General features: G+C 42.5%; 12 protein-coding genes. 7 read left to right on the forward strand and 5 right to left on the reverse strand.

All coding sequences use genetic code 11. The features are described 5' to 3' along the window. Positions 1-4: 4 nt before the first annotated feature. Positions 5-871: a hypothetical protein gene (locus HN980_00615; GenBank protein ID MBT6927990.1), complete on the reverse strand. Its 867-nt coding sequence runs from the start codon at positions 869-871 to the stop codon at positions 5-7. A gap of 617 nt (positions 872-1488) precedes the next feature. Here HN980_00615 and HN980_00620 point away from each other — a divergent pair. The 4 genes from HN980_00620 (at position 1489) to HN980_00635 (ending at position 14928) form a co-directional block, all read left to right on the forward strand. After that, positions 1489-7767 (forward strand): hypothetical protein, encoded by a 6279-nt coding sequence (locus HN980_00620; GenBank protein MBT6927991.1) that lies wholly within the window; start codon positions 1489-1491, stop codon positions 7765-7767. 122 nt (positions 7768-7889) lie between these two features. Next, a complete protein-coding gene (locus HN980_00625; GenBank protein ID MBT6927992.1) occupies positions 7890-13343 on the forward strand; it encodes a hypothetical protein in 5454 nt (1817 codons plus the stop codon). Positions 13344-13514: 171 nt separating this feature from the next. Continuing rightward, positions 13515-13928 carry a hypothetical protein gene (locus tag HN980_00630; GenBank protein ID MBT6927993.1) on the forward strand — a complete coding sequence of 138 codons (414 nt, stop codon included), beginning with the start codon at positions 13515-13517 and terminating at the stop codon, positions 13926-13928. Between the two features lie 163 nt (positions 13929-14091). Continuing rightward, complete coding sequence (locus tag HN980_00635) at positions 14092-14928, forward strand: hypothetical protein (GenBank protein MBT6927994.1); 837 nt, start codon at positions 14092-14094, stop codon at positions 14926-14928. Positions 14929-14983: 55 nt separating this feature from the next. On the opposite strand, the gene HN980_00640 is transcribed toward HN980_00635, so the two are convergent. The 4 genes from HN980_00640 to HN980_00655 all read right to left on the reverse strand — a co-directional run bounded on the left by HN980_00640 (position 14984) and on the right by HN980_00655 (position 18004). Continuing rightward, a complete protein-coding gene (locus HN980_00640; protein MBT6927995.1) occupies positions 14984-15673 on the reverse strand; it encodes an amino acid ABC transporter ATP-binding protein in 690 nt (229 codons plus the stop codon). 464 nt (positions 15674-16137) lie between these two features. Continuing rightward, positions 16138-16800: an amino acid ABC transporter permease gene (locus HN980_00645; GenBank protein MBT6927996.1), complete on the reverse strand. Its 663-nt coding sequence runs from the start codon at positions 16798-16800 to the stop codon at positions 16138-16140. Then, entirely contained in the window at positions 16797-17546 is a 750-nt protein-coding gene (locus HN980_00650; protein MBT6927997.1) for an amino acid ABC transporter substrate-binding protein, read from the reverse strand. The genes HN980_00645 and HN980_00650 overlap by 4 nt, the downstream gene beginning before the upstream one ends. Next, on the reverse strand, positions 17543-18004 hold the full coding sequence (locus tag HN980_00655) for a hypothetical protein (GenBank protein MBT6927998.1): 462 nt from the start codon (positions 18002-18004) through the stop codon (positions 17543-17545). The genes HN980_00650 and HN980_00655 overlap by 4 nt, the downstream gene beginning before the upstream one ends. A 333-nt stretch (positions 18005-18337) precedes the next feature. Here HN980_00655 and HN980_00660 point away from each other — a divergent pair, with 333 nt between their 5' ends. The 3 genes from HN980_00660 to HN980_00670 all read left to right on the forward strand — a co-directional run. Next, positions 18338-25381: a hypothetical protein gene (locus HN980_00660; protein ID MBT6927999.1), complete on the forward strand. Its 7044-nt coding sequence runs from the start codon at positions 18338-18340 to the stop codon at positions 25379-25381. A 37-nt stretch (positions 25382-25418) separates the two neighbouring features. Continuing rightward, positions 25419-26024, forward strand: coding sequence for a hypothetical protein (locus HN980_00665; GenBank protein ID MBT6928000.1), 606 nt, complete (start codon positions 25419-25421; stop codon positions 26022-26024). Positions 26025-26071: 47 nt separating this feature from the next. Then, positions 26072-26595, forward strand: a 524-nt coding sequence (locus tag HN980_00670) for a hypothetical protein (protein ID MBT6928001.1), incomplete at its 3' end; no start/stop codon positions are given.

Below are 26595 nucleotides of genomic sequence, written 5' to 3' on the forward strand. Positions count from 1 at the left end.
ATATTTATTGATCGCTGTCTTCCGAAGAATCATCTTCGTTGTCTTCAGGAGAAAGACCTTTGAAAAATCCGCCGAAGGTCTCAAGGACATCTTCGAGCTTCTTGCCTTCGCCTTTTAATATATCTTTTGCTGCCTCGAGGCTTTCCTTAAGGTCTATTGGCTCGCCATCGTCTCTGTCGAGAATTATCGTGTCAAGAAGCTTAGTCGGAAGATTTATCATGTCTTCCAACGACTTCTTAAGGTCGGGGTTTGTTAGGAGACTACGCATCATAGCATCTAATATTACCTTCATAAGGACATGCGGTGAGAAAGACCCTTCTTCGCCGATGTCGTACAGCTCGATCTTCGGTATCGTAGTATGTATCTTGCCGAGAAGAGGGTTTATGACGTCGACGGTGATGTTCTCAAGAAGAAGGCGCTTGATGATAACATTCCTTTCACCAGAAGGCGTTGCTGATTCTTCGGTGTCGGAAGATTCTTCGCCGGAAGGAGATAGGTTTTCGATGATGATGGTCCAGTTGGATTTACCTCCACCAAAACGATATTGCTCGACAGCAACAGATATGTCTTTGATGACGATCTCTTCGATCTCGTGCGGTGACGTCATGATACGCAACGGGTTGTACTTCACCATAAAAGAATCGGTGGAAAACGCCGTCGGAAGAGTAGAACCTCGTGGGTTACCAATAAAAAACTTTTCGATGGTAATACCACGAAAACCTACGTCGATAGTGTCGATGGTGACAGGGACGTCAGCAGCAGTAGAAAGATACGACGATAGAAGGTCGGCGCGCTGCGTCCAAGAATAATATGCCCCGACGATGGCGATGACGACAACGAGAAAAAATAAACGCTTTATTGTCTTAAACATAACAGGTTACACCTACATAAGAAAGGGCTTTAACAAAGAGGTTTTGTTTTTACGTAATGTTCTCTTGTACATCATTGACATGTGAAGTAGCAAGGAAAATCTTCTCAATATTGGACACGATATCCGTAAATATATGGCGCTCATGTAGTACAAAAAATCAAAAAAAAAGATATACAAAATTCTGGGAACTTTGTAGCCTAAAAAATATTTTATTCACTGATGTTACACGCTAATCTTGCTTTAGTGGTGTAGCGAAAGGGACAAGATTCAAGTACTTCCGACGAACCAAGCTCTGAAGAGCTAGGTGAGGAGGAATGCGCAGTAGATTGTTCCTTGCAGCACGCCAATAAAGTTAAAGTTGCGCGTAAGGTCAGTGATACAACAAAAGTTTTATAAAACCTAAAACCTTAGGAAAAATAATTATGAGCTCATCAAGTGTATTATCAAGTCAAACATCAACACCAATAGGAGCACCACTAAGACTCATGCCAGCATATCAACAGGATGGGAGTCACAGATATTATCAGAATGGGAGTCAAAGTCCCGTGGATGACGCTCCAGATCGAAGATCATTTACTCCATCTGAAAAAGATAGAATTGATATTGTAAGCAGGTCTATGAGTTTTGTTCACGGATTGAGCGATGAAGACGCGCGTATTGTTACTAAGGTTAAAGAAGCATTGAGTACAAAGGGAAATATTAGTCATAATCCTTCTATTTCAACATTGAAGGAGATTTACAGTAAGAAAGAAGGAGATGAAGCATTAACTAAAAGATATGATAGAATATGGAAAGAGATATTCGTAAACAGAGAAGAATTTGGCGTCGTAGCTAAAAACCGCTTGATCAGAATTTTTCGAAAAAAAGAGTCTCTTGACTTGCAAGGAAGCCCCATGGAAGGAGGGCGTGCACGAGATGTAAAAATACCAGAGATAGAAGGTGTGGAGGGGCTAGGGGATTCAGAAATCATAGGAGCCTTTGTCGATGGTTTTAACGCTTCAGAAAGTAGTAAAGGAAAGCGCAAGCAATATATCAATCGTGCTTATAGAGTCATTGCAGACATAGTAGAAACGACGTATTACTATAAAGAAGACACCGGGAAAATGTTTTTTGACACACGTACCGTGGCATTAGCACGCGATGAGCTTCTTACGATGTTTGATTGTCAAAATTTGAATGTCAAAGAAAGAGCCATTCGAAATATTATACTGCTTAATGAGCTTATGGTTGTTCCAGAAAGCGAATTAGAGAAAAAGACAGACAGTGGTTTAGAAGTGATGGTAGAAGAACTTTTCAAAAGAAGTAAGGGCTTGTATGAAAATGTTGAGATAAAAAGAAAGACGGAAGTCGGTAAGGACACAATACTTAGAATTACTTCGCCACGTCTTGCATGGCCTCTCGTTAGAGCCTTGACAACGACGATAAAGACACAGGTGTTACTTGAAAAGGCAGGAAATAGGTTTCGTATTGAAGAAGGCGTTCGGCAGGAAAGGATTAAGGTTTTAGATAGAATCCTCGAGAGCAATAAAGTGATTAAACATGAAGAAATAACGGAAGATGGAGAAGTAAAATTTTGGGCAGAATTTGGTAAAGAACTTCTCGAATTAATGGGGCCGAAAGTGTCTGGAAAAGAAAGATTAAAAGATCTTGCTGTGGAAGCTGTTAAAGATGGTGTTGAGGTGGCGTCTTCGGTGGCAAGTGCAGCAGGAAACGTCGCTGCTCACGATCCTCTGGCGGTGGCAGAAGATGCTTTCAAAGTCGTTCAAACGGTAGGAAAGGCTGCCCTCAAGACCGCAGGGGCAGTAAAAGAGCATTCAGATAAAACAAAAGAATGGGCAAATAATCTTATTAAACTTGAAAAGGTGTGCTTCGAATCTCTTAATAATAGTGAGGAGTTTCGCCTCAGCGCTGTAAAACTCGTGCAGCAATATATGCACGGCGAAGAAACTAACACAAGCCTTTCGTATGGCGTTTTGACGATATTGGAGCGCGTAGTCTTAGACTCTACGGACGATAACATAAGGGAAGAGGCCATGAAGCTTATCTTCCAATATAGCAATATTGGCGGCGATGAAATCAGAATCCGCGTAGTGATTGCTGCACTAACCATCTTATTCAACGTCAAAGATAAGCCTGATGATGGTGGTTCCAGTGATAGAATACGGAACACAGCATATGCTATCGTGTGTTATTGTCAGCATAGCGAAGACTTTCCTGACCAGGCCAAAGAAAGGATAAGGTCGGCGCTTGATACAGAAAATTTCGTTGATAGTGTTAAAGCAAAAGTCGTTGCTAGTGTTAAAGCAAGAATTCGTTCTGCGATGAGAGAAGCACTATGTATGAACGTCATACGTTTCGTTATGCGATGGGTCGCCGATATAAAAAGCGAAGGGGAATATGGAGGGTCCTCGTTGGCGACATTACTATCATATTCGCGAAAAACTGTTGTTGTGCCGCCATTGCTCGCATGGCTCAAAGAACTTTTCCCTAAACATTATAGAAAACCCGATGTTTATGGAAACACACCATATCACGTTGTCGCTATGCAAGACAATCCTAAGATGATACGATGTATCGCCGAGGAACTCAAAGCGATCAACATCAACCAAAAAGATTATGCCCAAGGTAAAGACAAGGGCTACGCAGCACTTCATTATGCCGTAGAAAAAGGGTTCTATAAAACGGTAGAAGAGCTCATCAATATAGGAGAAACAATAAACCCGAAGATAAAGATTGATATTTGCGATAAAGAAGGTAATACACCTTTCCATATAGCAGTAAGAGAGGCAATAAAAACAGACAAACTTCTTGCTAAAGCAAGTGATGAAGAAAGAGGCGCCAAAGAAAAAACCGCGACAGCAGAACAAGAACTTAAAACCTTGTTGGCAACGAGAAAAAATAAAAGCGATAATATAGAAGGAATAAGTAAAAAAAGAGAGAAAATCGAAGAGTTAAGGGAGGAAGAAGAGAAAAAAGAGGATAGGGTCAAAGAGCTGAAAGAAAAGCAGGCGCAACACAAGAAAATTGAAGCATTACTAGTTCAAAAATGTCCTAAGAGCATCAATTGTATTAATAAAGCGGGTGATACGGCACTTAATATAGCAATACGTGAAGACGCTGCTGAAAAAGCACTAGAAATTAAGGCGTTAGGTGGTGAGGTCGCTGAAAAAGAACGATCTAAAACAAGCGCTATAAGCGTGGCGGCACGATGTGATTCGACTAAGACATTAGTAGCACTTATATCGAAAAAACTTGAAGGCGTGAAAGGAGATGGTAGAGGCGCAGTATTATCAAAATTTGAAGCTATTGATATTGTCGAAGTATTCAATAGGGCAATACGCGCCGAAGAAACTGTTGATGATGCACTAATAATTTTTCATCTGAACAATACGAAGAAATGTAACCCTTATAAAATATCCTTTCGATATAGCCAATGTTATACAAGCAGTGATTTTTTCTCCGACTTCGTTGGTAGTAGAAAAGCGAAAGATCCTTCACTTGAAAAATATCAGACTGTAGCAGATGCGATTACAACTGAAAGTCAGGGCAAAAAAGCAGATTCGTATTTGGAGATAGCTATAACTCTGAAACAGGCATATTCGACAAAGGTAGAAAATATAGATGTTCTTAAAAGCTTTGTTGGAAGAGAGGGTTGGGAGCGGCCTAATAAATATGATGTTGGGCCGTTACACATGGCTGTTTTAGGTAAAAAACATGTAGGAATAGAACTGCTCGCAAAAAAATATTCTGGAAAAGAAAGTATTAGTATAGATGCTAAAACCAAGAAGGGTTTTACGGCACTTCACCTTGCGGCATTGCTCCATGACAAGCAAGCGATTAAAATTCTTCTTGATGAAGGAGCCGACCCTAATGTCAAAAATGAATATGGTGATACACCTTTCCAGATGATTTTTGGTGTAGAGGAACAAACAACAGATTATCTTCAGATAATGGTACATGAAACTTTTCCTTTTGTTTTACCAAAGCCGGAAGAACACTTTAAAGATTTTGCTGGAGTAGCAAAGTTGTTTATAGACAAAGATGCCAATGTAGGCCTTAAAAAAGGTTACGATCACAACCTTCTTCATCGTGTTGCTTTGAGTGGGTCGAAGAAAATGGTAGAATTTGTATGTGAACGATACAAGAACAAGGATAAGGATCTTTTCTGGGATAAAAATCATAAAGGAAGAATACCAATAGAAGAAGCGCTAGAAGCTAAGAAAAATAAAATCGTTGAAAAACTCATTAGGACAAAAGCTCATGATGGTTTGCGATTCGAAGATGCTGAAGATGCTCTTGATGCTTTTTTTATTGTTGAGGCTCTTGAGGCTCTTGAGGCTCTTAAGGCAGGAAGTGCCGAGGCCGTCGAAAGGCTCATCAAGAAGATATTTAATAGTGATTCACAAACCAAAGAGGTTCTTGAGGCTCTTAAGGCTCTTAAGGCAGGAAATGCCGAGCTTGTTAAAAAACTCATCGAGACGAAAGCTCATGATGGTTTAAAGACGATATTTCATGATGATGATACACGACTAGAAGAGGCTCTTGAGGCTTTTGGCACAGGAAACGCCGAGGCCGTCAAAAAGCTCATCAAGACGAAAGCTCATGATCGTTTTAAACTCGAAGATGCTCTTAAGTTTCTTGAGACAGGAAATGCTGATGTCGTTGAAAAACTCATCAAAACGATATTTAATAGTGATTCACGACTAGAAGATGCTCTTGAGGCTTTTAATATAGGAAATGCCGAGACCCTCGAAAGTCTTGTCAGAGTGAAATTTTATGATGATCTTAAGGCAACATTTCATGGTGATCCACGACTAGAAGAGGCTCTTGAGTCTTTTAAGGCGGGAAATGCTGAGACCCTCGAAAGTCTTGTTAGGGCGAAATTTCATGATGATCTACGAAATTTTGCCAAGGCACTCCAAAAAAAGACAAGGATGAGCCTGGGGAATATCCTTGCGCGCGCAAACTTGACAGACCTGTTTAGAGAATATTATGAAGCCTATAGTTCTATGGTGTTTGATAAAGAAGATACACCACTAGGCCTTACGCCATTGCACGTCGCTGCTCGTGAAGGCAATACAGAGATCATTGAATTTTATAAAGGTAATAAATTGTCTCTCAATCATACCGATAAATATGGCAACACCGCATGTATACAAGCAGTCCTTGCTGGTAACATCGATTTCCTCGAAAAACTCATCGAGGCAGGTGCTGATATTAATATAACGAATAAAGATGGACGTTCCGCGTTACATATCGCTGCCGCCAAAGGCTCGACGAAAGCGATCGAACATCTTGTCGGCAAACGCTCTGGCGAAGAACTCTATAAAGTAGTACGGAAAAAGGACGTCTATGGCAATACTGCTCTGCAAATGGCGTCCACATACGGTAAGGTTGAAAGCGCAAAAGTACTTCTCGAGAAAGACCCAGAGCTATTTTTCATCCACAATGATGAGCGACGATATCCTATCCACACAGCAAGTGTCCAAGGGCATGAAAAACTATTTGAACATTTTGTGAGTGATGACCTTATTAGTCTTTTGCAGAAAGTAAGAGAAGGCATTGAACTCTCCTCTATCATAGATTACAAAGATGTTGAAGGAAATACTCCATTTTTGCTTGCTGCACTAAAAGGAAGCCCTCCAATCGTTAAATTGTGTAAAGAGAGTGATGCTAGTATCATTGTTACCGATAACAAAAATGAAAACGCCGCCCACAAAGCCCTATATTATCGACATCGTGATGTCGTAAAATATCTTGCAAAAATAGCTGCGGAATCCATTTTAGGGGGAGTGAACTGTCTTTTCGGTGCTCTCGATGATGATGGAGAGCCTCCCGTTCACGAGCTAGCAAAGATGGGTGACAGCGATGAAGCGGTGAAAATTTTCCGTATTCTTATAGATCTCGGCGTCGATCCATGGGTTGAAGATAGGCAAGGTCGTACCCTTCTTGATAAAATGTGTGTCTATGGATGCTCCAAAGAACTGTGGAAGTCGATGATAGCTACGAAAGGCTGGTGGTGGATAAAAAGCCACGGACATCGAATTATAAAACTTAGCGCAAAGCGCGATAGCAAAAAAGAGACATGTCTTCATATTGCTGCAGCTAGTGGACAGTTTGATATTGTGAAATTTTTCATCAAAGACCCCGAAACTGAGTCGTCGCAATCACAAGTGTCACGTAACGTCAATGCGTTCTTCGACAGGTTTAGAGTCCTTTGGCTTGGGGGTATCCTTGCGGTAAAGAACAAGGATGGAATGACGCCGTTGCACTGCGCTGTAAAGAAGAGAGAGTATGTTATAGCAGAATATATGATAGAACAAAGAAAGTATCTCATCAAGCAGTGTGACGATAAAAAACGTAATATTGTCCATATGATTCTCGATAAAGAAAGTCTCGATGAGAAAGACCTCAAGTTTTTGGCGAAAGTCCTGAAAAAAGATCCTAGTATGCTAGAAGACACGGACGAAGACGGAAGAACACCATTATACGCTCTTGCTGATAATCTCCGTGACATCAGAGCCATTAAGATTGTACTACTAAATGTTCCAGGAGATTCTAGGGAAGAACAGGAGAAGGTCGTTGGTAAAAAGGCCGACGATAAAAGGTCGGCGAAGAGTATTGGTAAAACTAAAGAAGACGCGTTCCATAAGTGGATTGTTAAGTCTCCTGAGCTTCTTAAGGAAGGACGCGAAGGAGCTGGCCTTACAGAGGACCGGCTCAAAGACATACTAAGAATAGATGCTGAAGACGAGGTAGCTACCGATGATAGCAGCTCCCCACCAAGCTCTTCTGCAAGTAGTGCTTCAGACTTGACACCTCGAGTCTTTGCAGAACCAGAAGATCCCAAAGCTGAGGCAGGTCCTGAAATAGTTTGCTCTGAGCCTGAGCCCTAGCCAGATTACGCCGTGCCCGAGCCTGAGCTTATAAAAGTATAGCGTAGGCGTAGTTTTTTCTAGGAAAAATTAAGAGCGATGCGTTACTTTTCTTCCCATATACTTATATGAGGAGATGCTCTATGACTGCGGTAGGCTATAGGGAACGACCATTTGCAGAACATCAGGACCAGACCGCACAAGCCGCCGCCGCAGCGCGAGCAGCAGCAGATGCAGCAAGAGCTTCTTTTCCGGGAGGAAGCGCCACGCTGGAACAATTTCAAACTCCGTCGTCACAAAGCCAGCCATTGCCGCTACCTCGAGGGGTATTAGCGGAAAGATTGATATCAAGGATTTTACCAAGCGGCCCTGATGCCGATATCGACGTGATATCAGCCACCGGCACTCTACAATTGTATGACACCGAGGCTTTTTCTGAGCCTATTCCTGGAAGCACTAATCCTTCAGAATGTAGTGAGAGTTCCGTGACCTCCGCCAGAGCCTCTCGACAAACCGAGCCCGTTACTGGAAGCACGAAGTCTCCAGAATGTTTAGCGGGCCTTGAAGAAGCCGAAAGCCTTAGAAGCCGAGTATTTAGAGGAATAGGCAATAAAGAAGCAGGCGAATGGCACGTTGTCTTGATGAAATGCGAAATCTCTAAAACACGGAATGATATTTTTGAACTTTATAAAAGAACAAAATATTGGGATGTAAAAGAACGCTGTCTGCAAATTCTTATCGAAATAGTAAAGAGCGACCCACTAGAAGATCGTACACTAGATGGTATGGGCGCTTTCATGAAAAAGATCTATTCTCAGATTGAAAAAAACAAAAGCTCTTTTGAAGAGCTTGTGATATCAGCAGAATACTGCCTTCTTATACAGCTTTTTGCGAATGTCGTTTTTACCGTCGTACAGGGAGCTGCTCTTAAAAGGTTAGAAAGAATCCCCAAGCAAGAGGAGGAAGAAGATAAGGATTCTGTTGTGTTGGCAGCAGAGAACATTGCTTATATGAAAAAAAGCAAAAATGTTGAGATAAGGTACTGGGCATTATATGTTGAAGAGGCAGCGAAGTGTTTTAGCGATATGACTTCTTCAAAAGCCGACAAAGCTTTGAAGAGAGGACGGGGGATTATACAAGCCGGGGTGATAACGGCGCGTATAGCTACGAAGATATCTGGGGCTGTGGTGTCAGCAGCAGGAGGAATTGTTGGGGGCGCCGCCGCCGCCGTTGCTGGTAGCGCTAAAGATTTCGTCGCTTTATATGAAGAATTGAAGAAACTGGCAAAACACATCCCAAGAATATCAAACTGGCTTGAAAAACTTCTTATCGTAGATAGAATGGCACGGCTGACATTAGACGATACCGAACCTGATCGTTTCCGTGATCTCGTCGTCATGATACAGCAGTATAAACATGAAAAGCACGAGGAAGAGTTTTTTCATGGCATTGTTGTTATCCTCGAAAACACCGCTATTCATGCTTGTAATCAAGAGGTTCGCGAGAGTGCGATGAAGCTGCTCATTCAATACCGTCGTCATGCGAAACCAAGTATACAACAACAAGTTGTTAGTGCTTTTTCTCGGATGGCACAAGAAAAAGGAGAGACAGGAACTACAGCGATTATTGTTTTGAAATATCTCGAGGCAGTAGGCGATATCGGTCAGGATTCACTTTCATCTTCTTACGAAGATAGCGCTATAGAAAGTATTGACTCAGTAAAAGAAGGGGCGTATTACGATAATGTCATAACGTTTCTGGAACATACGCTTCTCGAAATAAAAGACGCAGAAGAATATGGAGGGTATTCTCGGGGCGCAACATACGCTTTCTCCCGAGAATATAGTAAAATAGAAGCACTTATGAAGTGCGCAGCAGCATTCTTTCCCAAGGCTTTTAACCCCGATGTATATGGCAACACTATCTTCCATATAGCTGTTAAGAGGCGTGATAAAGACGCCATAAAGATAGTAGCACAGTGTGCTCCCGACGTTATTGATATCAACGCAAAAGACTATGACGATGAATATACCGCCCTACACTATGCCGTCCTCAGCAAAGATGTCGAGCTTGTACGTACTCTAATCGCAGAAGGAAAGAAAAAACACCCTCCAATAGATCTTAATGTTAAAGATGTCCGTGGTAATACGCCACTACATCTCGCTGTGAATGGCGATGACTTCAAAATGACAGAGCTTCTTATTGCCCACGGCGTCGAACTAAACATCGCCAACAAGGAAAAAGAGAATCCGCTAAATATAGCCATACGTAAAAAACATGCAGAAATAGCACATCTTTTGCAGACAGATTGTGACAAAATAAAGCGTGCTTTGAAAGCAGCCGGTCTTAGTGAAGAAAAAAAAGCCGCCTTGAGAAAAAAAATTAAAATGACAGAAAGCTGGGCGTTGGCAACAGGAGGCGGTTGGCATCATGCTATCGTTTATGAGGCGAATTTTAATAGGTCGGTGTTTAGCGTGGCAGCACAATATATAGAGCTTGGTGAAGTGCAAAAGCTTATGGGCGCCACTAGAGAACAAGGGTCTGAGAGGTTTACCGATGAGGAGGTTAAGGCGAGGGAAGGGAAAGCTGTCGACCACCGCTGTGATAAATACGTCATGGCGGCATTGCAAAGATTGTTCTCCAAAGCGGAGTTTGAAAGGATACCAAAGAGAGCCAAGACCCTACAGGCCGTAAGTGATAGGATAGGCGTTCCTGAAGAGGTAAAACTTACAATGCTTGATTGCATTGACGTTGTCGAGATCCTGCAAAATCGCTTAAATATACCAGGCTTGAGTGCGCATATATATGCTCTTATAATGCATCATACAGGAGTCGAAGAAGCCGGTGGTCTACAAAAGCTTTTTGGCAATACCGAGCTTATGATGAAAGTTTCGAGCACTGTGGGTTTAAGAGAACACCTCAAGATTCATGGAGCTGTCGATATCAATGCAAAAAATGATTTTGGTATGACTTCTCTCCATTATGCCGTCCTTGGAGGGTATGTAGAGAGTGTAAGTATTTTGCTCGAAAATGGTGCAAACATCGATGCGCAGAATATCGAAGGATATACCCCGCTACACCTCGCGGCGATAATACGCAACCCAGCTATTATTAAACTGCTTGTCGAAAAAGGTGCCGATGTTAGCGCCAAGAGTATATATAAAGACCTGCCTATCATGCTCTTTAGCAGCCCGACAACCAACAGGACTAAGTGCTTGCCGTTTATAACGCTACACCATCAGCAGCTTAAAGGAGAGGCCCCATTTTATACTATAGCGCCTTGTAGTGACGAGGATTCTAAAACCGCGGCTTTGTTGATACCATCGGCAGGGGAGCGTGAGCTAGAAGATATGGTTGATGTCGAAAAAAATACCGTGTTACACCACGCTGTGGCATGTGGCGATATAAAAACCGTAAAAAGCCTGCTTAAACAACATCCTGGTCTTTTCTGGTGTAAAAATAAGAGGGGAGAGATTCCTCTTGATGTTGCAGTAGCACAAAAAAAGACCTATCTTGTCGGAGCTGTTATAATGGCACAAGCGGGCAAAAACCTTCTGGGCTTCTCTAGCAAATATGATAGGCGCACTGGAAGAAATCCAACCTTTGCGAATCTCCTAGCCTCTCTCGATATGGTTGAGCCTTTTAGAATGCTTCACCAAAGCAATCCTTCAATAATACTTTATAAAGATAGATCTCCACGAAAGTTTTCACCACTACATGTAGCGGCGCGCGAAGGAAGCAGACGTATTGTTTCGTATTATATTAATAAGAACTTAGACACTACAACGTGCGACAGCCATGGCAATACACCACTTATACACGCAGTATTACGGAAAAAATTTAATGTTTTTAATGATCTTGTTAAAGCCGATAGAGCACGAAGATTAAGAAAAGACGATGATTGCAGTTCGGTATCGACACAGACGGCGTGGACGGATGAGAGAACGAGCCTCGACACCGAAACGAAAGAACAACTTAAAGACGCACCTCTTCATGAGATACCAAATAAAGATAGACGTACCGCTATGCATATCGCTGCAACGAAAGGCCTTGATAAATTCGTCGACGTACTTATCAAAGACGGCGCAGACCTCACACGTGAAGATAGCTATGGCGATACCCCTCTTCATCTTGCAGTGCGATATGGGCACCTATCTACTGCTGTAAAACTCGCAACAGCAGAGCCCAGAGCCATCTTCATTCCTAATCAAGAAAGAGATCTTATCCATACAGCGGCGATGTTTGGACACGATGAGATTTTCGCTTTTCTCCTAGGGGAATCAGTCATTGTTGAGTGCAAAAAGTACGATATAACCACTATCATCAACAGTGTAGAGGATTTTAAAGGTAAAAAAATCGTTAATATCAATGCTCGTGATAGCTTTAGAAGGACGCCACTTATGCTAGCAGCACAAGAAGGGAAGCTCAATATCGTGGAGACATGTAAAAAGTATGGTGCAAAGATAGATGCTTTCGACGACTCCGGAGAAAATGCTCTCCACAAGGCCGTATTTAATAGACATCTTAAAATTGTCATTGCGTTACTTGAGATGGCTAAGGAAGTGGTATATACTACGAGAAAAAGGCTTATACGAAAACCTGATGCTGATGGAGAAGGAGTGCTTTTCGAGGCGGCAAAGCTCTGGTCTCATGATCTCGACGAAGATAAAGAAAAAGAACTTGAAGATATATGTGATCTTATTCTCGAACATGGAGTATCACGTGGAGAATCACGTGGCGCACCTTTATATGACACAGACGACAGTGACGAAAAAACATTTCTTCACCTTTTGGCACACTATGGTCTCAGCGACCTAATTGAACATATATTAGATAAAAATCTGATGCTTAGAGCGAGATTTCGCGCTGGGGGACAGTCGAAAAAAATTGTAGATATAAAAAAAAGGACGCTACTTCATAGCGCCGCCGAAGGAGGCGACTATAAAACTGTTGAGCTTTTATGTGAAAGAGGCTTTAGGGCAGACGTTGAAGACATACATGGAATAACGCCGCTGATGCTTGCCGTCCGCAAAAAAAAATATGATATAGCGCGGCTGTTACGGGAACATAAAGCACGATTGAAACGTAAAGACGCTGAAGGAGAGACCGTCTTGCATGAAATTCTTAGAAGGAAGGCGCTTGATGATGAAGACCGACGGTATGCCTTGGAACTTATACATTCGAAACCCAAAATTCTCATAATGGCAGATAAGGCAAACCTCTGTGCCCTCCACGTCTTGGCAGAAAATAGCTGCGATCCGATAATGCTTGAAATCTGTCTACGACATATTCCGAATAGATTTTTAGGAGGAAGAAAATCTCATGTGCGACGAAGAGATGATGGGGAGAAAGGAAGTCTTTCAAGAATGATAAAAAAACGTTCACGACGAAGAGATCATGAAGCTGAAGAGTCAAGCAAAAGCGCGATGGAAATAGCCGGGGACCGCACTGATTTTCCTGCAGCACAGCTTTTCGAGTGTAGAATAGGGAGAAGTAGAAATAAAGACTTGGGAGTAGACATAGGAGGCCCTATAAAAACAATCGAAGATTATCGTAGGCTTGCTGCTGCAGCTCCTTTTTTTCACGGCGCCTCTTAAAACGACGCTTTTTAAATTGGGGTCAGACGTGAATTTTGTGAACCTAAAATCAGGATAGCGTTTGTGCAAAATGGTCAAGCTAGAGCATTGAGCATTTCTATTGGGTAATAAAAAAGCCTATGCAGGTATAATGGCAACAAATTTTGGAATAATAACAAAGTGAGGAATAACATGAGCGCAATGCAACAATATCGTATAAACACCACGCCCTTTTCTGTCGAATATTCTACTAATGACGATGGTACTGTGTCCTGTAGTCTTTTATATCAGAAGACTTTCAAGAGTAAACGCCCACGACTTGATCCTCCTGAGAAGCCAACTTACATTCCAAGTGCAACATATGATGTTTCTATAGAGGTTTTTGAGGCCATCGAAAGAGTTTCAGGAACTTCTGCTCTTTACCCTTCAGAGCGCTTTAAACAGTGTGATCATGATATAAGAATTATAATTTTCGAGACTATTCATAAAGTGGATGAAAAAGTAGAAGACGTTGAAAAACGAATAACGGAAGTCCTTACAAAATGTTTAGAAGGTGCAATAGGACAATACGACTCTCCTCACCCGCACCTTTTAATTAGCGTATAGGTTTTTATCTCCGAACTCCGAACCCCGAACCCCGAACTCTGAACTATGCGGCAAAGCCGCATTTCAATGATTCTAGTATATTCCTTGTACTTTAAACCTTAAGGAGTTACAATCTAAAGTCAAAAGTCGCAATCATTGACTTAACATACAAAAGGACAAAAAAATGAAAGTAACAGGTACAGTAAGAGACTCTTCTCGACAAGGAACCTTCCCCGAAACAAGGGAGATTTCCGCTTCTGAACGTCAACAATATAGAGACTCAGTGGTAGTGCTGAATAGAAAGATTATGTCAGCAGAATACATACAAGAAATTATAAGAGAAAAAGGACTGTTTTGTGGATCAAAACAAAAGCCATCTAGACTCTCTAGTTTATTTTTGACAAGGAAACGTTATCGCTCCTTTAAAAAACAAGTAAGGTTACAGTATTTATCCCAAGAGATAGAAGCGCCAGGAGTGCTAGGGGTTTATACCGTCCCTGATTTTGTAGATGTTGCCAATAAAATATTATCAAAACAACCTGATTATTATATACCAAGCACTTTTGATCTATTAATGTCCAAGATTTTAAGTGTTAGTATGGCTCTTGATTTAGATAGTCTTTCCGGGATTGAAGAAGACTTTGCAGATGTAGCGATAAAGCTGGCAAAGCATGGGCAAGCACGCACCGCAGCTGGTAATTTATCTATGTTTTATGCGCTTATTGACATGTCTGTAGCAAAAAAGAGTTCTGGGAGTTTTCGATTTTCATTTGATGATAGAAACCGGGCGGCCCGAGCTGCGATTTCTTTGGTTGATTCGAAGTTATCATATCCAGAAGGTGATAGGCTCTTTGTTATTCTTTTTGGTACGGTAAAAAAGATAGCAGATGAAGACTCTTTTGATGATGAAACGCGTAGATTGGCACGTGAAAAACTGGACGACAAAGAACTATGGAAAAAATGCGAAGAAGATTATCTCAAGTTTTTGCTCGATCTGCGCAGTGTGGAGCTCTCTGTGTAACTCCGTGATTCCTCCGCGCCCTCTGTGGTAAAATCCTGGATCGGCGTCCCTCCAATCAGTGGCTTACGAAAGCTTGAATTTGCGGTGCTGAAGCTATCTCTTGCGACAGCGCAGATTCTACGATCTTGCCGTCTTCCATAAGGTGTACTGTACAGTGAAGTTTTTCGACGAGGGCGGTGTCGTGCGAGGCGACGACAACGATATATCCTTCGGCGGCGAGCTCTTCGATGGTGGTGGCGATGGTGGCGGTAAGCGAGGGGTCTAGCGCTGATGTCGGTTCGTCCATACATATCACCCGAGGTTTCAGAGCTACAGCACGTGCTATGGCAAGGCGCTGCTTCTGTCCGCCGGAAAGCTGAGAGGGGATGCACGATGCTTTGTCGGCAAGGCCGTATTTCTCCAGAAGAGCATGGGCGATGGTGTCGGCATCATTCTTGGGGGTATGTAGTACCTTCTCAAGGGCGAGGGTTATATTCCTTAGCGCCGAAAGGTGGTCGAAGAGATGAAACTGCTGGAAGACCATTCCCACAGTATGGTCGTGGAAGGTGTCGACAGCCACGCCGTCGAGCGTTATAACGCCTGCGTCGACGCTCTCTAGGTTGCAGAGAACCCTAAGAAGTGTAGATTTCCCTGTCCCTGACCCTCCCATCATAAGAGCTATATCGCCTGGAGCGACGGACATGGTGATGTCATCGAGGACGACCTTCTTACCATATGCTTTAGAAACACCTTTAATTTGTAGCATTGATCTTTACCTTCTTTCAATTATTAAACTGACCTTACGCACTACCGATTTTTTCACCACAGAGTTTCCCATGGAGTCCTGCCGCCCCTGCAATAAAAAGTAACAAGCCCCAATTTTTTCACCACAGAGCCACAGAGTACACAGAGAGCGCCCACCGCGTAGAGCGCGCGCAGCGGACGCACAGCTGTCGCCATTGTCATTGATTGTACTTCCTTTCTTTGTTTTTCCTATAGCAAACGTAAAGATACAATCTTACTTTTACGACAACGGCGAGAGGGGGCACTGCCGTGTCCGGGTTTATTCAATGTTCAATGTTCAATTATCATTGTTCAATGAAAAAAGGGGGTCTGGGGGAATCCCCCAGCCATGTTTTTTCCTCTCTGTGTTCTCTGTGGCTCTGTGGTGAAAAATCCTATTCCTAGTCCGAAGTCCAAACTTTTTAGGGAGCTTTACCTTTGTAAGTTCTATAATTTATTGCTAACCTTTAACTTATTCTCAATAGTGAAAACCGCTACCGATAATATCGACGTCACAGCAAGATATAACAACGCCACGGCGAGCAATATGCTAAAAGCGTCGTACGTCTGGCTTCGTAATACCGACCCCTGCTTCGTAAGCTCCATAACGCCTACAATAGACGCCAAGCTAGAATCCTTGACAAGGGTGCTGAATTCATTGCCCAACGCCGGCAAAACAACACGTATCGCCTGAGGGATGACGATATACCTCAACGACTGCATCTTGCTGAAGCCTAGAGTATAGGCAGTTTCTTTTTGCCCTGGAGGCACAGAGCCAATTCCAGAACGTATTATCTGGCTGACATACGCGCTGCTGTTGAGCCCTATGGCAAGGACAGCAGACCATAAAGGAGAGATGTCGAGGCCGAACTGTGGCAGCACATAGAAGATAAAGACTATCTGTACAAGCATCGGCGTTCCGCGGATTATAGTGACATATGTCCCTACAAGAAAACCTACGAAACCATTACCCTCAGACTGAAGGACTCCCAAGGCCATTCCCAAAATCATCCCAAGAATACACGAGAACGTCGCTATCACTAACGATAACATAAGACCTTCTAAAAGATTCGGCAACGAAGAATATATCAGAGGAAAGTCAATCATCATAAGCTCCACTTTTCCTTTAACTTGTCAATAGTACCGTCAGTCTCCATGTCATATAAAACACTGTTGATGTCATGAAGAAGATACGAGCTCTTCTTCGAAACAACAAGAGCATAGTCGTCGCCAGGAGCGTTGAAAGATGACATAGTAAAACCACTATTACTATCGTGACTGAAAAACGCCGAAGCCGTACTCTGTGCCGTAAAAAAAACATCAGCACGTCCACTCTTCAACGCCATAAAAGCATCGGCAGGGGACGGAAGCCTCATAAGAGGGAAATCGACAGTTTTCGAAAGATATAAGTCGGCAGTATAGCCCTCGTTGACGACGACAGTAAGACCCTCAAGATCGTCAAGAGACGATATAACATCATCGCCATCAGCAATAATAACAACAAGGTCGTCACCAGAAAGATACGGTTCTGTGAATAACACCTTCTTCGCCCTCTCAGCAGTATACGTTATTCCCGCAGCAATAACGTCAACTTTGCCAACAGCACCAGCAGGGATAAGAGCGTCGAAAGGCATGTCCTTTATCAGCATCGCCCTGCCTAAACGACGACATACCTCGGAAATAATGTCGATGTCAAAACCAACAATCTCACCATCATCGATATAAGAAAATGGCCTGTACTCAGCATTGGTGCCGATAATAAGAGTTTCTTCGTCAACAGCAGGAGGTCCTGCAAAAAATATCGCCGAAATACTAACAAAAAATAATACTATAATACCTAAAATACCCGTCTTCATAACATGTCCTTAAAATACAACGTTTTACATATCTTGCGGTAGGTGGAAGCAATGTCGCCAACAGAAGAAGGCACAACAAAAATCGTGTTCTCTCCAGAAATATTCCCCAAAATACTAAGCTCATTATGAGCATCTAAAAAATCACCAACAAAATCAGCAAGACCACATAACGTCTTCACTACTATCATGCTTTCATTATGGGTGATGTCCGTAATAGCAAGCCTCAATATCTTCTTCGAAACATCCTCGCCAGGAACCTCATAAACCAACTTGCCGTTAATAACACCCTTGACAACACCACAATGTGCCAAATCACGCGATACCACAGCCTGCGTTGTGGAAATGCCATGCCGCTCCTTCAATAACGAAACTAAAACACGCTGGTTCTCGACAGAACACGACTCTATAACATCAAGAATCGCTGCACGACGCTTCTCTGCCTTCCTCCGTGTTCCCATACCTTCCTCATTTTGTATATTTATTCATAATAAATGGCATAATAATCCAAAAGCTTAATTTAGCGCAAGGAAAAATAGATATTTTTTTCGTCATCGTTCTTGCTATTCTCATCGCCGTTGCTATATAAAGATAAATTAGAACCGATGTTACGCGCTAATCTTGCTTTAGTGGTGTAGCGAAAGGAGCAAGATGCAAGTACTTCCGACGAACCAAGCTCTGAAGAGCTGGGTGAGAAGGAATACGTAGAAGATTGTTCCTTGCAGCACGCCAATAAAGTGATAGAAGTGCGTAACATTAGTTTAAAACTATATAACGCATGGAGTTATGACACTATGAAGCCTTTATCTATTAATCTTTTTAAGAATTTGAGAGCAGAGCCCGCCAAGCCGTTAGAGCACGTGCCTGGGTATATAACTATTGCTGAAGCTTCTGATGGCAAAAAAACGGAGTTGTGTGTCGATTTTTTAAAGGCCGGCCATAAGCTTACAGAAACCAAAGGCAAAAGAGAATGGCAGCCTGTTGCTGAAAACATCAAGGAAATGCTTCTGAAAAGGGGTATTATTGACAAGGAAGGCAATTATATTGGCGAAAATACGAGCATAACGAAGAAAAAGATAACGCATACGGTAGAAAAAAGTACGGCAGAAATAAAAGGAGAATACACCTTCAAGCACTGGCAGCTAAAGAAGTTTGTTCGAAAGGAGGGTGGAAAGGCGTTTGCTCGCAATAAAAACAGCACGGTTAAGACGTGCTCTGCGTTGGATTCATCGACGAGTAATATCTACCGAAAGTTTTCTAAGGCCTGTAGTAAACCTGTTCCGTCGCCCGCATCGAAAAGAACTCCGCCGCTTGGTGATGATAGGGTGAATAAATCTGATCCCAAAGGATCTAGCAAGACCGCAGAGGCTGCGAAAGATGCATTTCAGCCTGACCCTCCTCCAGAGCGGCGGCCACCAGCAGCACCAGAGTTCGAAAAAAGTGTAAAAGAGCTCCAGGGGAAAGTCGAAACAGCTTGCGATAAGTCTGAATGTACAGACAGCGAATTGGATGGGCTGTTAACAACAATAAATGAGCTTATAGAAGAAATAGCAAAATCTAAGAAAAAAAATAAAGCTTCAGGCGTTGAGGCCGATGTCGATGGAGATTTTAATGTAACAGACTTACGCGACATGGCGCTTGACATCACCGTCAAGCAACATGAAATTGCCAGAGGAAAATATCACGTTGATATTAAAAGAGACGAGATAAGTTCTAATGTTAGAACAGATGTTTTGGTGCGTTCTGCTCCGATAAGTTTTGGAGAAGAAAAAGAAGAAAAAGAAAAAAAGCCGATAGGCACGGTGCAAAAGTTTCATAGTAAGATACAGAGTTTAGTAGAAGGTCAGGTTCTTGATTACGCATTAACGAGTACGGTTTTGCGTCTTTGTGAACAAAGCACTTTTTCTATTGGGCTTGATAGAATGCCTGACGGTATGCCAATCTCCAATATCGATGAACGCAAGACAATAAAAATAACAAGATCGGGGGACAAGCTTCTTCTTGAGTTTGCTGTTAATGGAGATATTTTGAATACACAGGGAATGGCATTGTATGATGACGAAAAAGACGAAGGGGTTAAATTATACGACATCACCAGGGCAGCGACAATCAGTGTTGGTGTTAAACCTGATACAAAGGAGATAGAGGTATTTTACGAAAAACAACCTGCTGGAACGCCTAAAAAAGTAATCGAACACATTATGAAGCAAGAGAAAGCTGATGAAAAAGATCGTGTATTTAGCGAAGCAACAGAACAATGGCAAAAGATAAAAAGCTCTCATAAGATACAAGATAAATACACAATGAAGGGTGGCTTTTTGAAGTATCTTGAACACGTTAGGGGGCAGGCTCGAGGTAAAGGAGGCGACGTTGAACGCGCTGTGAATGACGCACTCGATGAACTTACACGTACGGAATTATCGGGGTACCCGGAACCTATGTTGACGTATTTGCAAGAACGACAAGAGCCTTCAGATGAGCAAATAGACGAAGATTTACAAAGGTCGCCATTAATACTTGGCGATACGCTTCTGGTCGGGACGGCCGAGAATCCAATGACACCGCAAATTATACGGGAAAAACTTAGCGAGTATCTAGTACCAAAGGAAAAAGAAACTCTGGCTATAAAACAGCCGGAATACGAAGGAGTGGATACGGATGAAACAACCGAAGACATCAACAAGCAAAAAAAAATAGACTTTGTTCTTGATGAGATTGAAGGAATAAATACATCATCGGAAATGAAGGCCGCAGCATTGTTAGGATTTGGCGATCATAATAAGACGGATATGGAAGTAGATGATAGGATCACAAAGAAGGTGTTTGTCGACAAAAAAGGCAAGATACATATCACCCATAACATAATTTTGGAGTCTATAGATCCAGAAAAACCTGAAGCTGTAGGGGAGAAATTCAGCATTTCTAGGACGCTAGTAATAACGCATCAACAGATATTAAATAAAGACCCGATTTTCCCCGACATAACGGTTTCGCGGCGTACGTTGAGCACAGAAAAAAAAGCCGACCGCTTGCATGACGAAACAATAAAATTATCAGACCATGGCCTGGACGGCGAACAGCTTGACGAATTGTATGGAATAAAAGACGGTCTTCAAGACGTTGAAATTCAGGGACACAAACGACAGGATGCTCAAGCGATAAACAAGCGGCTTTCTGCATTAGAAAAAAGGCTTGAAATGTTGCAAAAGGCAAGAGCGGTGGCTTTTGAGCGGGATGTCAAAACGGCTTGTGTTGACCCCGAATGCACCGACGGACAATTAAACAATATAATGGCTCAAATAGAAGAATTCGAAAAAGAAATTGAAGGTAAAAAAGATGAAAAGACCATAAAGCCGCGGTTGTATCAACTAAAGGCTGATATTGTTCTGAAACAAACGAGAATCCAAGGAGAATTTAATGTTGACCTTAAAAAAGATCCTTCTGTTTTTGGGAACAGCATACAATATGATGCATTAAGCCGACTCCATGTGTTGTTCGGAGAAGAAACAGAAGCTAAAAATTACGGGGAAAGAATTAAGGCTGACGAGGATGAAGACGCTGAAATCGTCTCTCTCAGAAAAAGAAGGTTAGATGGTTTTGCTGAAAATATACGAGAGACGGTAAAGGGATCAGATATTACCAAAGATCAAAAGCAACGCTTAATAGAAGATACGCTCCGTTTGTGTAATCAAAGCATTTTTGCCGACGCTTTCAACAGGTTTGATGAAAAACTTAGTGCTTTGGGAATGTCTGTTATAGGTAGTGGGAAAAATAGCTGTAAAATACAAGAAAAGAAAGGTAAACTGCGTATTGTCTTCATAAGCGAAAGACCGGTCGCTTCTTCAGATGATCCCGAAACACTAACACACAGCGTAAAAAGAACTGCGACAATTGAGGTCGATCCAAAAATCCCTGTTGGCACATCAGGTCGGGCTAGATATGTCAAGCTTCCGAAAGAAAAGATAGTGCCGTTGTCGGAAGAAACAGGCCCTCTTGGATCTATTCCTGGGGATTTTGATACAATAGAGATTACAGTTAAGAAGCCAAAAGACGACAATATGACAGGAGACGAAAAAACAGCTGTTTATAATATGTATGCTCATCTTCGCAAAATAGCTATGAAAATTCCTGACATGCTAGATAGACTAGTCGACGAAAAACTCTTAGAAATAAACATAGAACGAACAGACCGAAAGCATAAAATGCGTGTAACAACGACCGATAACCATTTAACAATCGCGGCGAGACGAAAGAGTATTCAAGGTCTTACAGAGAAACAGAGCGCCAACACAAAAAATGCTCTCGCTACAGCAGAACGTCTCGCTACGTTGATCTGTGCTGCCGACTCAAAGAGCGAAGAATTTAACAAGATGCTAGTCATAGTACGCCATGACGAGAAGCTACTCGACAGTGTTTCAATGAAAATAGCTGATATTATAGGGAAAAAAATTAAGGCGTTACCGAGTCAACAGGGTTTTTCTGCCTTTTATCAAGAACTCGTACGGTTAGCAAAGGTCGCTACCAGCTTAGGAATGATCGAGCATATGGGAACAACGACTAATATCCCACTAAAAGATAAGTTCGTGGAGCGTTTAAAGGGCGTTTTTGAGGTGTCTATCGGCGATATGATTGCTGATCCAGATTTTATCAGTAATGTTATTACTTTCGTTACAGACGAAAGTCGTGGGTCATTAAACGTTCCTAGTGGTGTGATACAAATTGAAGCGTTTTCACAGCAGGAGGCAAGCGCGTCAAAAACCAGTCTTATAGAGGTCGCAAAAGAATGGCATGAAAAATTTAAAGTAAATATCGATAAACTTAAAAAAACCACCGATCAAATGCTTGATATCACAGGAGAACCCCCTTACGCCCTCAAGCAAGATAAATTAAGAGATCTTTCTCAAGAAGATCGAGATTATATTGCTCATTATCTAAATATGCTGTGGAGTTTTCACACGACAGGGGGGCTTCTCCTCGAGCAGAGAGAGGCACTTTCTAAGAATTTCAGTCCAGAAAAAGCTCTCGAGTTTTTTGATTCAGAAGATTACCTCAAATTCATGACTATTATTTCACAATGTCAATTGAATCATAAAAAAATTAGCGCAATCATCGAAGCTATTTCAGAAGAAAGCCCCGAAAGAGCAGTATCTATTGATGGCAAAGAAATACAGCTTACAGAGCTGTTCATCATTCCTGTTCAGTGGGGAATGCGAGAGCCTATGGTTCTCACAGAGTTTCAAAAATGTGCACAAGAATACGAAGTAAAAACCGAAACAAAAAAACTTTATGAATTTGATCTTGTGCCTTTCCTTAAATCATGGCAAGAAGCATCGAACACCCTTAAAGGAATAAACGAGTTGTTACAACGCCAATTATTGCCACATCCACAGGCTATAACAGAAGGGCCCGCTGTGCAGCCGTCATCGCTGCCAAAGCCGACTCTTGAAGACGTTCGGTCGAAACTTGATGCTGACGGTCTTTCCATAAGCGATTATGTAGGAACCTCTGTTGAAGCAGCTTTATCGGGACTGGGACTAGAAGAACAAGCTCCTGAAGAGGCTTCACCAGCAGAAGGACCCAGTCCTGCGCTACAATCACAGGAATTTGCAGAAGGGCCTGAGCCTGAGCCTGAGCCTGAGCCTGAGCCTGAGCCTGAGCCTGAGCCGAAGTTTGACAGTGAAGATGCGAATGCCTTTGTGAAAGAAGCTATAGATGCTGCTCTAGCCCCGGCTGCTCATACGCCTCCTGCGTCTGAGGCCGAGGGCATGACTGCAGAGGCAGCAGACGCTGCGCTCGAAGAGATGGAGGCAAAGTTGATTGATACAGAGCCGGATGGTGATGATGCGGAGGTTGGTGAGGGAATACAGCAAGCGCAAGCGGCAATTGCTGATGTAGAAAAGCAAGTGTCCGCAATTGGAGACGCGCTGAAACTAGGGGAAGATGAGCCAGATGATAAATCATTGGAGGCCGAACTTGACGCTCTTAGAGAACCTGGAGAACTTGAAGAACTTGAAGAACTTGAAGAGCTTGAAGAACTTGAAGAGCTTTTGGCAGCGCCAGAGAGCGAGCGAAAAGAAGAAGTTGTAACCGAGCGTAGGCTCAAAGCAGAAAAGCTATTGCCAACTAATAAAAGAGCCTGGGACAAAATGGCTAAGGCAGCGCTTAAGGATGGAGACTATGCCACCCTTGTTCGGATGTTTAAAAAATCAAAGACTCCCAAGGGTGCTATAGTTATAGGAAAAGAAATAACAGTCTTTGGTGGAATGCCGCAAGCGGGTGATGATCTTAGCGATCTAGGGGCTGCGCTTGAAATCGCAATATATCTAAAACACGTCATATCAAGAGATCATAAAAAAAAGAAATTTGAGAGTGTTGCTGTCGGAAAGATAGCCCCTACTGCCGACAATAAGATAGAAGAAATATTAGGAGATAAAAATATTTCAGGAAAAGATTTGTTCCATGGCTATCTGATAGCACAATCATATAACTTACAGCCGGTAGTTGAAAAAATGAAAATGGCCTTGGGAGAATTTGACAGCAAGAAGTTTTTGAAGGCGCTTCGCGAAGGTGACTCTCTTGCTCTTGCTGTAATATTCGGGAATATAAAACACCTTCCTGAAGATGTGAAAATCAAGGGGATAAATATAGCTAGAATTAAAAAACTAAAAGAACAGTATGAATCTCTTAGCGCTTTGGGCTTGGTTCTTAACTGGGCGATATTGCTTAAGCCAAAAGTCTCAAGTAAAAATCCAGGCCTGCATGCGGATCTATTGAATATAATAGACAAGATTATGAAGGATGACAAGATTACAATAAACGATTTGGTACACGGGTTTGTTGCTGCGGCAAAAGCAAAAGACCCGGGGGTCGTGGAACAAGTTTTAGATCACACTAACTTTGAAGAACAAAACTTTAAAGCGATGCTTAAAATAAGATTCGGGATAGAAGAAGGCACAAAAATAGTGGAAACTTGGTTGGATCCGGCTCTGAAGAGAAAATCATCGCAGCCAAAAACGCAAGAGACCACTGTGCAGTCGCCACCGCCACTAGCGGCAGAGCTCGGGCCTGAACCAACACCGGAGGCGCAACCTGAGCAGGAGCCTACATCTGCAACGTCACCATCGCCTACAGAAGAAGCGTTTAATCTTGAAGCTTTTGTAGGGGGCGCTGTCAATAAAGGCATAGAAAAAGCTGTATCGAGCCAACCGCCTCCTGCGCCTGTGCATGCAGCTACGACAGAACCCGAGGTAGCGCCTGAGTCGGAACCGCCTACAGAAGAAGCCCTCCCTAAAGAAGCACACCAAGAGCCAGTGGTGACAGCCCCAGAAGCGAAGACAGAAGAAGCATCACCGCCGCCAATAGAAGCAGCCGTTGATGCTGAAGATATAGGCGTTGTTGTAGGAGATGCAGTGGAGGAGCAGGAACTTAAACCTGGACCTAAGCACGTGTCTCCTGCGCCCGCGCCTGCAGCCCCCCCCAAAAAAAAATCTTTAAGGGCACGATTAAATGCTTTGTTCGCGAGGCGTTCTCCTCGACCAGAGGATGAAGAAGAAGCAAAGTTAGAGAGAGAGAAAGCAATAGCTTTAAAGTTAATTGAAAAGGAAACTAAAGAAGCAGAGGACTTGATATGGCCATTTATCGGTGCGATCTCAAGAAAAGAGTTTGTTGAGGCGACACAAATGTTAGAAAATCCTAATTTAAATACAGCGATTTTTAGATCTAAACTCGAGGCAAGAAATAAGATGTCAAAAAACTCGAAAAATCCAGAAATCTTATTTCAAAAAGCGCTAGATTTCGTTAAAGCAATTATATATAGCAAACCTAAGCCTAGCGCCTGACAATGGCTGTAAAAAAGGAATAGAGTGATTTATCGATATGATGATAAAACTATTAAAACGCTTTCTCCTTATAGCAATAATACTCTTCGCGATGCTGCTCGTCGCGAAGCTTTTTATCGTCGTCGTCACGAAGCAAGCTGAAAAATATGCCCAACGCGTTAACGCCAACAAGGTAACAGAAATCTCATGGACGCCGTTCCACTCCGTCATCGGAAACTTCAAAGCAGTCTTCCCCGATACCCCAGGATACGACCACGCTGAAATTCCTATACTCGATGGTAAAATCTCTACAGTATACGACACATACGCCGCAGAAGATCCCGACAACGATTTCTACACAATAACAGTAGTACAATACCCGCCAGAAGTCGTCCTCGGCAATACCGATGAAGTTATAGAAAAAGTGATGAACGAAATAATCAACGAAACTCCAGGTAATGAACTATTAGAATTCCACCCCGTAATAGGCGATAAAGGAGTGTCGGGCTTTGACTTTATAGTACAGTCCGGTGACTACTCCACACACTACCGCGCACTTATCGACTTCAGGACACTATACATACTGTCGGTGGCGTCTTCGGACGTCGATACAAAAAAAACGTGTATAAAACGCTTTCTCGAAGGCTTTAAAATTTTAGTATAATATTATCAGACTATGCGATAGGATGGAAAATATAGGAGTTATTATGGTTGACAACGTATCAGGCCAAGGCAGGTCATGCAGAGCATGTTCCGGACACCACCAAAGAGCCGAAATCCAAAGAAGAGACGTCTGTAGAAGATATCGGCGTAGAAATCCTTGAAAAAGCGAAAGATAAAGAGACTACTCAACCTATTCAACAAGAACATGGTGTTAATAGGCTGTCCGATATGCCTTCAGGTCGTCGCAAGCTGGCGCAAAAGGTTTCAAACAGCGCTATTATGAAATTTTTCGGCAAGCTTAAGGCTATAATACAGGGTTTTAGAGATCGATATCAGCAGTTTGTCAAAGAAACAAAAACATCCTGGTCACAAGCGTATTTTAAAAGTAAAGGCGTAGAAGAAAAAGCTGCAAATTTTGGAGCTTTGTTGAAGAAATCAGGCTTCTCTCAAGAAGCTGCGTTGTTTGGCGCAAAATTGCTACAAGAAGGCAAGACCCAGGAAGAAGCGACGTTCGGTGCTACATTGAGGGAATATGATGTCGATGAAACGAAGATAATCGGTGAGGTTGCCGA

Source organism: Waddliaceae bacterium, from assembly GCA_018694295.1.
Lineage (GTDB): Bacteria > Chlamydiota > Chlamydiia > Chlamydiales > JABHNK01 > JABHNK01.